The following is a 13,507-nucleotide window of genomic DNA, read 5'->3' as shown; positions in this document are numbered from 1 at the left end:
AAAAAAAAGAACTTAGAACAAATCAAAGACAGAAAACAGTAATTAAAAAAAACGCAAGATCCCGAGAGATCTTGCGTAAAAAACCTAAAGACATAGTAAAAAAGCTAGGAGGGTAGATGCAACTTAAAGTGCATACGCCTTATTCCTAGGACAAACTTAATCGTTCAAACTGCCAAACAATATTAAGATTTTGGAGATCTTAATATTGCGGCGTTACCTAGGGATCATAAATAACCCAGTCCCCCTCTACTTGTCTACGGGTTTGTCCCGTTCTGCAAGTTTTTTAAAGTTTTACTGAATATTTCCCAAAGTCGCAAATATCAGTAAAAATAAATCCATCTTTATAACTAAAAATCAAAATCTTATCGGGATTACTAGTATTTTTATCTAATATGGAATGCACTATCCTATCATACTGCTCAGCGCGCGATCTGAGTTGGGTTTCTTCCTTGGAAAGACGAAACTTAGACTTCTTAATTTTTCTAGACTTACGTAGCAACTCCTTAGATTTCCTCTCAATTACCTTTGCTAGAGCCCTATCGTCTCTCTTTTTTCTCGCCTTCGCCATAAATAAAATCAAATAAATAGAAATCCCTTAGTTCAAGTTTAATTTAAAACTCGTAATTAAAACAAAATAATTAATGCGTAATGAGAAAAAATTATAAAGAATAAGATATCTTTAAATATTATTATTAGAGTTGATAAGTAAGAAGATAAATCCTTACATTGTAATGGAAACTTAAGATCGGGTAGAGTACATGAGAAATTGGATTAATAGACAGTGTCTATGCTTCTCGTTTCTAAGCTTTTGCATATTCCCCCAATATCTGCCATCGCTATGCCCACTATTTTTCTCTCCATACTTAGTTGGAAATTTTTACCGATCTTCCAAAATTAAAGTTGTAATGTACGCGTTTTTCCTAGGGCTATTCTCAGATATAAGTTCCTCACATTTATTCGGTATGCATGCCTTCCTATATGTGATAACCTCTCTTATACTTTACAGAACGCAAAAAATATTCCTGAAGGATAAGTGGTTATCTTTGCTTATTATCAATGTCCTGTTTTCGCTAACTTTTTACTGTATTTCCTACCCTACTTTGCTTTTTTTCAACTATACAATGAACTGGACTTGTTCATCTTTTGCATCCATCATACGCAGGCTTATATTCGTGAATTCCATGTATAGTCTAGTAATTTATGTCTTGCCACATAGTATATGGATAATTACCTCGAAATTTCTCACCAAACTAAGGTTGCAGAAGTCGTATGATAGAGGGTAGTTTTGTAAATGCTGCTGGAACAAAATCGTACTAGCATTTATATAGGGAAGGTTCTCATAATGCTTCTATACCCTAATTCTTCACCGGATTATCTTTGCGCACAATCTGTAAATTCATGGTTAGTAGGATAGAGATTTTCTAAGGAGCAATAATGTTACTACAAGGCACGCCTGTTGCAGAGCGAATTTTAACCCAACTAAAAAATAGCATAGCTAACAGTTTTGTTCGTCCTGGACTTGCTGTTGTACTTGTGGGAAATAATCCTGCTTCAGAAGTATATGTGAACATGAAGGTCAAAAAAGCTACTGAACTAGGTATGATCTCTAAGGCACATAAACTTCCTTCTGATTCGACTCTCTCTGACATCATAAAATTAATAAATAAGTTGAACGCAGATCCTACAGTCCATGGTATTTTAGTTCAGCTACCTCTTCCCAAACACTTAGATACTAATACAATTATCGAAGCTATCTCTCCATATAAAGATGTTGATGGAATTCATCCTATCAATGCCGGCAAACTATTATTAGGGCAAGTTGATGGTTTTGCACCCTGCACCCCCTCTGGTATTATTGAACTTCTAAATCACTACGAAATCCCTCTTTTAGGCCGACACGTTGTAATAATAGGGAGGAGTAATATTGTTGGCAAACCGCTAGCTGCAATGTTAATGCAAAAGCATCCTTTAACAAATTCTTCTGTCACCCTACTACACAGCCAATCAGAAAATATCCCCGAAATCCTTAGATCAGCTGATATTATCGTTGCTGCAGTTGGTGTTCCATTGTTTATCAAGGAAAACATGGTGTCTTCGGATGCGGTAGTAATTGACGTAGGCACGTCAAGAGTCCCTGCAGAAAACTCTAAAGGATATGCTCTAGTTGGTGACGTGGATTTTAATAATGTAGTTACTAAATGCAAAGCAATTACTCCTGTTCCAGGAGGCATAGGACCTATGACAGTTGCTATGCTCATGAGAAATACATGGGAAAGTTGTCAAAAATTCTTCTCCTGATCAGCGTTACTTTATTATTTGCAGGCTGCTCATCAAAAATGACATGCATAGAAGGTGAGCGCATGACAATTCCATTTCGGATTATCATTGGTAAAGCTTTGTCTTCGCAAGAACATTCAAAACTAGAAGAAGAAGTTAATGCTGTCTTTAGACTAATAGATACCACCTATAATAATTGGAACATAAATTCAGAAATTTCGAAAATTAACCGAGCCCCTTCTGGAATTCCTATTCCTATTTCTAATGAATTAGTAATGTTTCTTGCTTCTGTTAATCAGCTATACTCTATATCTGGAGGACGTTTTGACCCTACAATGGGAACACTGAAAACTGTGTGGTTACTTTACCTAAAACAAAACTTACTTCCTCCCCCAGAATTACTAGAATCTTATCGTAATGCCATCACATGGGGAAATATTAGTATTGATTTTGCAAATCAAACAATAACCAAAAAAAATTCTTTAGTGCAAATTGATCTCTGTGGGACAATCAAGGGGTACGCAGTTGATTGCATTCTGGAAACTTGTAAACAAGTTTCTAAAGATAATTATGTTGAATGGGGCGGAGAAATCAAAACATCGGGATGCCATCCATCTGGAAGACCCTGGAGAGTAGCCTCTTCTGCTACTCAAAACATTCTAGAGTTGAGTGATACCGCAATAGCCACTAGTGGAAATTACTACCAACAATGGCGAGTAGCCGGGAAAATTTATACACATATCATTGACCCAAGCTCTGGAATTCCTCTAGAAGCTAACGAACAAACTATTTCCTCTGTTTCTGTGATAGATCCTTCTTGCGCTTTTGCTGATGCTATGGCGACAGTCTTAATGACGTTTAGTAGCCCAGAAGAAGCCAGAGAATGGGCAAAAAAAAATAAAATTCTTGCTTATATTAACGGTACTTCTGCTTCATAGCAGCTGCAATTTCCCGTTTCTTTTCTTTTTCTATAATTGATTGACGCTTATCGTGGGCTTTTTTACCACGGCAACATCCTACACGAACTTTTACATATCCTTTTGACAAAAACATACCTAAAGGAATCAGCGTAATGCCCTTTTGAGCAGTTTTACCAGCTAGTTTACGAATCTCATATTTATGAAGAAGTAACTTGCGTTTACGGCGTTCCTCATGGTTATTAATATTCCCGAAACGATAAGGAGAAATACTAGAGTTGACTAACCAAGCTTCTCCTTCGGAAATTAAAACATAAGCATCGGCTAGATTCCCTCCATGATCACGAAGAGACTTAATTTCTGTACCAGTAAGCACAATACCTGCTTCTAAAGTGTCCAATACTTCGTAGTTATACAAAGCTTTACGATTAGAAACTATTTCCTTACCAGCCATAAAATTTCCTATTATTTCTGTCGGTATGAGATGATCAAGGAGTATAGCAAAAAGAATTAATTTTGTTGCTTTCAAGATATACTCATCTATGTTTAGATAAAAATATCTAGGAGACCGGAAAATCTCTTTTTAGTAATATCATGCCTTATGCCTGCATGATTAGATTAAAGCTCTGGCCTTCTTGATGTGATTCTCGTTTTAATTTGGGGAGCTCCCTGTTGTTTCTGTTTATAATTTCTTTTATGTAGAAAATTTTGCATATTCAGCATACATTGCTCCTATAAAGTGTCGTTCCATCCTGAAAACCAAAAGTGGTTCGGACCTAACGGAATTAGTTTCTAGAGTTTCTTCTAGGTTAATGTAGAGAATAAAAATTGTTAGATTCACGAGTTATAGAAGAATATGAAATTCGTTGTTTCAAGAAATGAATTAGGAAATCTGATTAAAAAAATTCAGAGCGTTGTTCCTCAAAATACTCCTATTCCGGTGTTGACGCACGTTCTCATAGAGACTTGTAATGATGAGTTGATCTTCACTGCAACAGATTTAACGGTGAGCACGCGTTGCGTCACCAAGGCACGAGTTTATGAATCTGGGGCAGTCTCTATCCCTTCTAAGAGATTTTTTCAGTTAGTCAAGGAGTTAACAGAGGCAAATCTTGAAATTTCTGCTAGCAGTAGTGAAATGGCAACAATTACCTCCGGCTCCTCCTGTTTTCGGTTATTGAGTATGGGTAAGGAAGATTTTCCCATGCTTCCTGATATGCAAAATTCTGTGCGTTTCACGTTACCTGCTGATCAACTAAAAGAGATGTTCCAAAGAACCTCTTTCGCTGTTTCTCGAGAGGAAAGCCGCTATGTTCTCACGGGTGTTTTGCTGACTATTGCAAATGGCATCGTTACCGTTGTGGGGACAGATGGTAAACGCCTAGCTAAAACAGACTTAGAAGTTACTTTAGATAAAAGTTTTCTTGGAGAATACATCATCCCGATAAAGGCCGTTGAAGAAATTATTAAAATGTGCTCTGACGATGCACAGGCCACTATTTTCTTAGACCAAGCTAAGATCGCAGTAGAATGCGATAACACTCTTTTAATTACCAAACTATTATCCGGAGAATTTCCTGATTTTTCTCCAGTTATCTCTACACAAAGTAATGTTAAATTAGACCTGCACAGAGAAGAACTCATGACTTTGCTCAAGCAAGTTGCCTTATTTACTAATGAGTCTTCCCATTCAGTTAAGTTTACTTTCACTCCTGGAGAATTAACCCTTACAGCTAATTGCACTAAGGTAGGAGAAGGCAAAGTAAGTATGGCGGTTAATTACGCTGGAGATTTATTGGAGATTGCTTTTAATCCTTTCTTCTTCCTGGATATCTTGAAGCATAGTAAGGATGAGTTAGTGAGTTTGGGCATTTCAGATTCTTATAATCCTGGAATTATTACTGATTCTACAAGAAGTTTATTTGTAATAATGCCAATGCGCTTGCACGATGATTAATGGAATATTCGCTTAGTAGTTCTTCTTTTATAACGTGATGAATATTGTTTCTTTGTATCTTAAAGACTTTAGAAATCATAAAGATACAACGATTCGGTTTGCTCCTAGGATGAATTATATTTTCGGGAATAATGCTCAAGGTAAAACGAATATCTTGGAGGCACTCTACGTCCTTTCTCTAGGGCGGTCTTTTCGTACACAACGTTTGAGCGAAGCTATCGCTTTTGGTCATGACTATTTTTTTTTGAAAATGCACTTTGTGAGAGAATCTATCCCTCACACTTTGTCAATATATGTTGACAAAATTGGAAAAAAAGTTTTGTACGATGATATTCCTATTAAAACTCTTTCGCAACTTCTAGGGATTATTCCCACCGTGTTATCCTCGTCCCGGGATCAGTTACTAATCTCTGGAACACCTTCGGATCGTAGGTTATTTTTAAATTTGCTGCTCTCTCAATCTGATCACGAGTATTCTCAAAAACTTACATATTATCAGCGTGCTTTAAACCAGAGAAACGCCTTACTAAAAACTAAGCATTTGGATACTTTATCAGTCTGGAATGAACAATTAGCAACTCTCGGAGCTACTCTTACAGTTAAGCGTTATATTTGTTGTCAGAAAATAAACCTCCTACTTAAAAGTCTGTGGAATAATTCTTTAGGAGAAAATCTCCTAATTAAATTTAAAAGCTCTTGTATCAAACAGAACTCGTTATCTGAATCTTCTGTTGCAGAAGAACTCCATAAACAACTCGAGTCCTCTCTGCAGCGGGATTTAGATCTAGGCAATACAACTGTCGGTCCGCATCGCGAAGACTTTTCTCTTATGCTCAATGAGTTATCCGTTTCACAATTTTCCAGTGAAGGACAAAAACATAGCCTTTTGGCACTTTTAAGACTTGCTGAGTGCCTTTATCTCAAAGAGATTCATTCAATATGTCCCCTATTTTGTATGGATGACATTCACGCTGGATTAGATTCTCAACGAGTATCTAATCTTTTGAACCTCTATCCCTTCCTGCAACAAACGATAATTACTTCTACGAATCCTCCTTCCTATCTTCCAACGGAAAGTAGGTCTTTTTTAATCGATCAATCTCAACCAAGTTTATTGTCAGAAGTTGTTTCCTAATAAATAAACCGAAATATTTATTCTTTTATAAATAAGCCATTTAATTGTTTTTAAAAGTTCAAACAAATTAAACGTAATCGTTTTTTATTAAAAACTTTTTTAAAATAATTATATCGGTGGGAAAATGAAGAATTTTTTATTAACAATACTACTCCTAATAATAGGAGCCCCTTTACTTGCAGAAACATCTATCATTCAAACTCTTCCTTCTGGAATAGATGGGATGAAGGAAACTTCGCAACAAAAGGAATCTGTTGTATGTGTTCATGCTTTTTTGAGATCCTACAGATCTCTTAAGCCTATAGGTCATGTTTTGGAAAAGGACAATTATGATGTGTTTATCTGGAACTATGAAACTAGGAAATTTACTTTAGAAAGGCATGCTGAACACCTAAACAAACTGTTAAAACGAATAGCTGAATTAAAGCCTGGTGTTCCGATTAACTTTGTTACTCATTCAGTTGGAGGAGTGATTGTACGTGTAGCTCTAGCTCGCTCAGATTGTCCGGAGGAGGCGAAAAAAGGAAGAGCTATTCTTATGGCTCCCCCTAATGCGGGTTCTACATTAGCAAGACGATATCGATCCTTAGCAGTTGTACAATTCATATTTGGAGGAAAATTGGGAAGACAGTTGTTAACCTACTCCCCTAATAGAATGCTCAATATTGCAAAAATCCCGCCCACAGTAGATGTACTAATCCTCAGTGGAAACAAAAGAAGTAGATTTATTCCGTTCCGATTAAATGGAGAAAATGACGGTAAAGTCTGCACCGTAGAAACACAGTTAGATACTCCCCATAAGGGATATGTAATTAATACGAATCATACTTATATAATTACAGATCGAAAGTCTCTCTTTCTAATGAGAGAATTTTTAAAACATGGAAAAACAACTCCTGTAATTGAACAAGTCCCCGAAGATTTAGAACAAAAGGTGAAAGAAAATAAGCAGAAAAGCTCGAGATTAAACCCAAGCCAAAACAAGGACATCTACGTAATCCACTGTTTTGGCTCTCATCCTTATAATCTTTATGGTTTTCCAAAAACCTGGAAGCCTAGCCAACAAAAGATCTCAAGAGATCTTGGCAAGTCAGAAAAATAAAGAAGATAATTAAAAGTATAAGAAAAACTACGAGCACCCTTTCGATAACACGCATATTTAAACGACGGCGAGTAATTATTTCCCAAAGACAAAGTACTATATAACCGCCATCTAAAACCGGTATCGGCAAGAAATTTAGCACAGCTAAATTTACGCTAATTAAACCTATCCAAAACAGTGCTTCGCCTAAACCTAATGACCATCCAGTATGAAGTATTTTTACAATACCAACGGGCCCAGATAACCATTGGTGATTAATCTGTCCAGTAACTAAAGCTCGCATCGTTCTTAGACTTTCACGAATAACATAACCTACCAAATACGTCGGAGAAGGATTATACCTAACAATAGCGTCTTGGAGAGGTATACCTAAGGATAGTTTGTGCTTCTCTTCCTCTATTTTTTCTAGATAATAACGTTGCTTATCCTGATTTTTGATTTTCTTTGCTAATTCCCTCTGAGGATTCAAACGTTCCTCAGAATAAATGGAGATCCAGGGTTTGGGCTGAATAGGGGCTAAAAGACGATATTGTCCCGCTGTTTTTACTTCTTCTGAAGAACCAAGAGAATTAATAATTTTTAAAAGATCTCTAGAGTCATAAGACTCTATAAAACGAGTATCCGCTACAGATGTATCAACTTCAACAAGTTGATCAGGTTGCATTTTCTGAACAATAATAGTTACTTTATGATTCTGAACTAAGCGCAAAATATCTATACTGCTGCTAACCGGCATACTATCAATTGCAATGATACGATCACCTAGCTCTAATCTATCCTCAATATAAGGGAAAGGAGATTCGGGATCGATAGGGGCCAATTCACTTTCAACATAACCGTAGCTATTAATAGCATAAGGCAAAACATACAATGACGTCCATTTTCCTTTGATCCCTGCCTCATACTGATTATCAATAAGTTCGTTTCTAATGTAAGCCGACATACCAAGAGTGCCTGCTAAAACTCGAGGTTGACGTGTCAAGAATTCCTGCCCCCTACGCAAAACTTTAACAAGGGCATAACCTTCGTTTAGAATCTTAGAAACTTGTGCTGTTGAAAATAATAGTTCCCCATCCATCCACACTAAACGGTCATCCTTCGTCAACCCCGCATTAATCATTGGAGATTGAGAAGAAAGGGGAGCTTTATCATAAAACAAAAGATAGCTAGCACCTAAGCAAGGGACTCCTTCGCGTTCAGGATCAAACGAAACATCAACGGAGAACTCGCTAGGCGCACCGTATAAGTAACCAGGGTGCACGCCATTCAACGCGAGATGACCATCAAGCAAAGCAGAAGTAAACGCATCCTTATCTCCTAAATAGGGCTTACCGTTACAAGTATGGATCCTATCACCTAGTTTAATACCCTTTTCTTTTAAGATAGGATTTGCCCAACCGACGATCTGTGAATGTTCAGAATATGGTTTATTCCTGCCTCCAGAAAGATATAGAGCTCCAAAAGCTACAAATGCAAGTAGTATATTAGCCAAAGGTCCTGCTGCCAAAACAATAATTCGCTTCCAAGGAGACTTACTAAAAAACCCTTGAGGAATATCATAAACAGATTCTTCACTAATTTGAGAATCCTTTTTCTTATTCCTTTCCATCCCTTTAATACGGACATATCCTCCAAAAAGAATAACTCCTATACGATATTCGGTATTGCCTATTTTCTTTTTGAATAAAGACGGTCCGAAACCTATACTAAAGCTCTCAACAAACATGCCTACCGCCTTAGCCGCAAGTAAATGACCCAATTCATGGATTAATACCAAAACTCCCAAAGCAAGGGCAGAAAGAATAAAATAAATGATCGTCATAATGTACCGGCCTATATCTCCTGAGCAAGAGCTCTAGCTTCTTTATCAACTGCAAAAATATCATCCAGTGAATTACAGGGATGCACTCTATGGTTCCCCATGAGCTGCACAAGCTTATCCAGTATACCTCTCCAAGTAATTTCCTCTTTCAAAAATCTTGCTACCAATGTCTCATTAGCCGCATTGAAAAAACTTCCAGCAGACCCTTTACTCTTTAAGACCTCTTTAGCTAAGAGAATACTTGGGAAAAGCTCTGTATCTATTGGGAAAAATTCTAATACTTGCTTAGTATGAAAACTCATACCCTCAGCCGGAGCAGAATAACGATAAGGAGCAGTTAACGCATACTGTATCGGGAATAGCATACTGGGAGGATTCATAGCTGAAATAATAGTCCCGTCTTGAAATTCCACCATGCCATGCACTAAACTCTGAGGGTGCATAATAGCATCAATTTCCACGTTTTCGAGCCCGAATAACCAGTAAGCCTCTATAATTTCCAATCCCTTGTTAACCAAAGTAGAAGAATCAACAGTAATCTTAGTCCCCATATTCCACGTAGGATGCTGTAAGACTTCTTGGATAGTTACAAAATTCAATTCCTCTTTTGACTTGTTTAGTAAAGGACCACCTGAAGCTGTCAAAATAAGTTTCTTGATATCTTCTCTTCTACGCCCTTCTAAGCATTGATACAAGGCATTATGCTCACTATCAATTGGAAGAATTTTAACACCATAGGTTCTTGTCATATCTTGTATGATCTCACCAGCAGAAACAAGAACTTCTTTATTCGCTAAAGCTAAATTTTTTCTAGATCTGATCCCTTCAATAATAGCAGGAAGAGCTACCACCCCAGAGGAGGCCGCAATGATAGTATCAACATCTTCGTGTGTAGTGGCTCCTATAAGGCCATCATCTCCTAGAGCTACTTCAATATTTGGGAACAAATCACGTAGCTTTTGGTATACATCCTGACTGAAAACAGAAACATACCTAGGAGAAAATTCTAGAATTTGCTCACACAGCAACTGAGAGTTATTTCCATGAGCTGCAAGAGAAACCACACTAAACGAATCTGGCAAGTTTCTTACAATTTGTAATGCCTGCCTGCCCACACTTCCGGTAGATCCTAAAATAGCTAAACGTTTCAAATAGTGACCCTACGAAATATAAAGTAAAATCATACTCCGTCACTTACTGAGTTGTCAATTGTGTAATCAGGCTTTACTAGAAGATCTATTATAACATTTTTTTTTATGATTATACAAAGCAACCAAGCAGTAAATTGATGCCAAAATAAATACAGAAAGCCCCGCTGTAGACAAACCTATGTTAAAATAAGTTAGAAAAGCACGAGACAATGCGGGGGCGAGAAGAGCAGCAACTAAACCAAAAACTAGGGACCAAAATAGCATTTCCCTGACTGAAGTAACAAATAATTTAGAGGTTAACCCAGGTATCAAAAGAAATGCCAATGCCATAAGCACCCCAATTGCTTTGAAAGCACAAACTAGATTCGCAGAAAGCTGAAGAATCATGAGATAATCGACAAGTTTAACTGGTATGCCTATAGAAGATGAAAATACAGAGTCGAAGGAAACACATATAAAACTACGAAATGTGATGAGGGAAAGCACTAGATTACAGATGAGTATAACAAACATAGGGAAAATGTCTCCTACTGCCAATGAATCAGCATTACCGAGGACAAGTTCTGTCCCTATATGAGCGTTACGAGTTAAAAACACTAATAAAACTAAGCTCAAAGAAAATAACAAAGAAAATACTAAAGCCGTACTAGCTTCTTCTGATACCTGGAAAAGATTTCTAATAAAATAAATCATAAAGCCAGTTAAGAGAGCTGTACAAATAGAAGCTAAAGTTAGATCTCTTAGACTTAGACTACTGATTTGCTGAGTGAATAAACAAATACACACGAGACCAAATAAGACGGTGTGAGAAACGGCATTTGCATACATAGCCATTTTCTTCAGAACTAAAAACGTTCCGACACAAGCTCCAGAGATAGCCAACATTAGAAATACGATAATTTGGATATCATCAATAAACAACTGACTAGTAAATAGTTTGCCCGATAATAATCTAGAAAAAAACACTATAAAAAAGTTAATAAAAGAAACTCCATGGTATGGAGAAAATGCCCCTATCATTATTCCTCCTGATGATGTTTTCTTTTAGGTATTAGACGATTGTGGGGGTCATAATCAGGATCCTGGAGTCTTGCTACAATAGCTTCTTCTAGTTCATCCGTGAAAACATGTTCTATTTCTTCTGCAAACTGATGCACATTTCCTTTTTTGAAATCCAAGGACTCAACAAGATAAGATTCCCACAACCTATGAGCACGGACTAATCTTTTGGCCTCATTTCGTCCTTTCTCCGTCAAAGACCAATAACACTCGGTCCGTTTTAGTAATCCGCGTAACTGTAGGAAAAAAATTCTTAATCTCGGGAATGACTTAGAGCCGAAATATTCATGATATTTATAAGATTGTACAAAAGTATGTTCTTTTACTGCAGTAATATGTTCCTCCAGGAGATACCAAAATACTTTCAGTAAATGTTCTTGCTTCTTTGTGAAAGAAAAATATCTTCTCCGGATCCATCGGACAACCCATCCTGACTTAGGAGAAAATAGAAGACACAAAAAAGTAAACATGCCCGAAATAACGACAACTAAAGGGCCTGTAGGTAGAGAAATAGTAGAGATATGTTCTGCTGTCATTACTTGACAACTTAAAGTTACGGAAATATAGCAGCCTAATGCCCCAGACAATCCTCCAAATAACGAAGCCAACAATAGTATGGTACCTAAACGATTAGACATTTGTCTAGCAGCTAAAGCTGGAGCAACAAACATTGCAGCAATAAGAATAATACCTACAGAACGCACTCCCCCAACAATAACTAAAGAAGTGAATATGAGAAGGATATTTTCAGCAAAACACATCCTTAGTCCACAAGTGGAAGCAAATTCTCTATCAAAAATAGAGACCACAAGCTGACGATAGAATAACCACAAAACAAATATAGATATAAGAAATACTCCTGCAGCGACTTTTGCCTCAGAATATCCTAAAGTAGCCGCTTGTCCATACAAATAAGCATTAATACGATTATAGAGAGTTGGACAACAATCCTTGACATAACTCGCTAACAGAACTCCGCAGGCAAAGAAAGAGACAAGAATAAAGCACAAAGCTGAATCTCTATGCACTCCAAATTTGCGTTCCAAAAATATAATCGCCTTGTAACCTGATATGGATGCGATTACCCCTAAAATTATAGTAGGGAAAAGGGTATTAGAGAATACACTGCACTTACATCCAACAAGCGCTCCTAATAATAGACCCGGATAACATGCATGTGATAGGCTCTCACTAAGCAGAGGTTGCTTCCCAACAAGTAACAGAGTACCCCACAAAGCTGCTGTCATACAAATGAGAACAACCGTTAGAAAGCTGGACAAAAATATGGCATCCACAAAGACACAATTTAGCATTCTAGTATACGCCCTTCTGTCGACTAATTGATAGCTTCAAAGAATGGTCCAAAAGATCGAGTTCACAGCCGTAAGCTCGAAATATTGATTCTCCAGTCAACACTTCATCCGTAGGACCAAAACATACTAAATGCTTATTCAATAGAATCACGTGATCAAATAACTGACGTACATGACTGAGGTCATGGTGAACTACAACAATAGATTTTCCCTCATTTTTAAGATCTTTGAGAACTTCCACTACTGTCTTATATGATGCCATATCAATAGCTGAAAATAATTCATCCATGAGATACAAGTCAGCCTTTTGCATTAAAGCTCTGGCAAGAAAAGCACGCTGTTGCTGACCTCCAGAAAGCTTGCCAATCTGCCTATTAGCAACAGATACTAAACCAACACGTTCTAGTATCTCAAAAGCTTCTCGACGATCTTCTGAGGATATCCTTCCCCACATACCTTTATATCCATATGTGCCCATAAGAACTAAGTCAAGAACAGTCATAGGAAACTCCCAATCAATAGTAGCGCGTTGAGGCATGTAGGCTACATGTTGATGAACTTTTTTGAATTTTTTACCAAAAAATAAACTATGACCTGAAGAAGGTCTTATTAACCCCAAAGAAGCTTTTAAAAGAGTACTCTTCCCTGCACCATTAGGCCCGAGAATTGCGGTAAGCGTCCCTCCCTTAGGCAAACTAAAAGAAATATGACACAGCGCATCGGTGTGATCATAATTCATACAGAGATCGTGCACCGACCAAATCATTTCGTTAC

13 protein-coding genes are annotated in these 13,507 nt (G+C 37.2%); 6 read left to right on the top strand and 7 right to left on the bottom strand.

Going from position 1 to position 13,507, the window contains the following annotated elements:
- Positions 1-283: 283 nt before the first annotated feature.
- Entirely contained in the window at positions 284-568 is a 285-nt protein-coding gene (gene ltuB / locus H359_RS02355) for a late transcription unit protein LtuB (protein ID WP_035391986.1), read from the bottom strand.
- 190 nt (positions 569-758) lie between these two features.
- Here ltuB and mreD point away from each other — a divergent pair, with 190 nt between their 5' ends.
- From mreD to H359_RS02345, 3 genes are all read left to right on the top strand, one after another.
- Positions 759-1,283, top strand: coding sequence for a rod shape-determining protein MreD (mreD, locus tag H359_RS05090; protein WP_122974533.1), 525 nt, complete (start codon positions 759-761; stop codon positions 1,281-1,283).
- Between the two features lie 151 nt (positions 1,284-1,434).
- Positions 1,435-2,298, top strand: coding sequence for a bifunctional methylenetetrahydrofolate dehydrogenase/methenyltetrahydrofolate cyclohydrolase FolD (gene folD / locus H359_RS02350; protein WP_020370064.1), 864 nt, complete (start codon positions 1,435-1,437; stop codon positions 2,296-2,298).
- Positions 2,268-3,215: an FAD:protein FMN transferase gene (locus H359_RS02345; RefSeq protein WP_035391983.1), complete on the top strand. Its 948-nt coding sequence runs from the start codon at positions 2,268-2,270 to the stop codon at positions 3,213-3,215. The genes folD and H359_RS02345 overlap by 31 nt, the downstream gene beginning before the upstream one ends.
- On the opposite strand, the gene smpB is transcribed toward H359_RS02345, so the two are convergent.
- Complete coding sequence (gene smpB, locus H359_RS02340; RefSeq protein ID WP_020370062.1) at positions 3,193-3,648, bottom strand: SsrA-binding protein SmpB; 456 nt, start codon at positions 3,646-3,648, stop codon at positions 3,193-3,195. The genes H359_RS02345 and smpB overlap by 23 nt on opposite strands.
- Before the next feature lie 402 nt (positions 3,649-4,050).
- Here smpB and dnaN point away from each other — a divergent pair, with 402 nt between their 5' ends.
- The 3 genes from dnaN to H359_RS02325 all read left to right on the top strand — a co-directional run bounded on the left by dnaN (position 4,051) and on the right by H359_RS02325 (position 7,388).
- Complete coding sequence (dnaN, locus tag H359_RS02335; RefSeq protein WP_020370060.1) at positions 4,051-5,151, top strand: DNA polymerase III subunit beta; 1,101 nt, start codon at positions 4,051-4,053, stop codon at positions 5,149-5,151.
- 37 nt (positions 5,152-5,188) lie between these two features.
- Complete coding sequence (gene recF, locus H359_RS02330) at positions 5,189-6,286, top strand: DNA replication/repair protein RecF (RefSeq protein ID WP_020370059.1); 1,098 nt, start codon at positions 5,189-5,191, stop codon at positions 6,284-6,286.
- A 124-nt stretch (positions 6,287-6,410) separates the two neighbouring features.
- Positions 6,411-7,388 (top strand): esterase/lipase family protein, encoded by a 978-nt coding sequence (locus H359_RS02325; RefSeq protein WP_020370058.1) that lies wholly within the window; start codon positions 6,411-6,413, stop codon positions 7,386-7,388.
- On the opposite strand, the gene H359_RS02320 is transcribed toward H359_RS02325, so the two are convergent.
- The 5 genes from H359_RS02320 to H359_RS02300 form a co-directional block, all read right to left on the bottom strand.
- Positions 7,342-9,210 carry a site-2 protease family protein gene (locus H359_RS02320; protein WP_020370057.1) on the bottom strand — a complete coding sequence of 623 codons (1,869 nt, stop codon included), beginning with the start codon at positions 9,208-9,210 and terminating at the stop codon, positions 7,342-7,344. The genes H359_RS02325 and H359_RS02320 overlap by 47 nt on opposite strands.
- 11 nt (positions 9,211-9,221) lie before the next feature.
- Complete coding sequence (gene dxr / locus H359_RS02315; RefSeq protein WP_020370056.1) at positions 9,222-10,361, bottom strand: 1-deoxy-D-xylulose-5-phosphate reductoisomerase; 1,140 nt, start codon at positions 10,359-10,361, stop codon at positions 9,222-9,224.
- A gap of 66 nt (positions 10,362-10,427) precedes the next feature.
- Positions 10,428-11,381 carry a metal ABC transporter permease gene (locus tag H359_RS02310; protein ID WP_020370055.1) on the bottom strand — a complete coding sequence of 318 codons (954 nt, stop codon included), beginning with the start codon at positions 11,379-11,381 and terminating at the stop codon, positions 10,428-10,430.
- The gene (locus H359_RS02305; RefSeq protein ID WP_035391979.1) at positions 11,381-12,733 is read right to left on the bottom strand and encodes a metal ABC transporter permease; all 1,353 of its coding nucleotides are present in this window, start codon (positions 12,731-12,733) and stop codon (positions 11,381-11,383) included. The genes H359_RS02310 and H359_RS02305 overlap by 1 nt, the downstream gene beginning before the upstream one ends.
- Before the next feature lies 1 nt (position 12,734).
- Complete coding sequence (locus H359_RS02300) at positions 12,735-13,499, bottom strand: metal ABC transporter ATP-binding protein (RefSeq protein WP_035391976.1); 765 nt, start codon at positions 13,497-13,499, stop codon at positions 12,735-12,737.
- Between the last annotated feature and the right edge of the window lie 8 nt (positions 13,500-13,507).

The sequence above is a fragment of the Chlamydia ibidis 10-1398/6 genome, assembly GCF_000454725.1.
Classification (GTDB): domain Bacteria; phylum Chlamydiota; class Chlamydiia; order Chlamydiales; family Chlamydiaceae; genus Chlamydia; species Chlamydia ibidis.
Note: the sequence above shows the minus strand (reverse complement) of the source record. Positions and strands in the feature narration are given on the sequence as shown.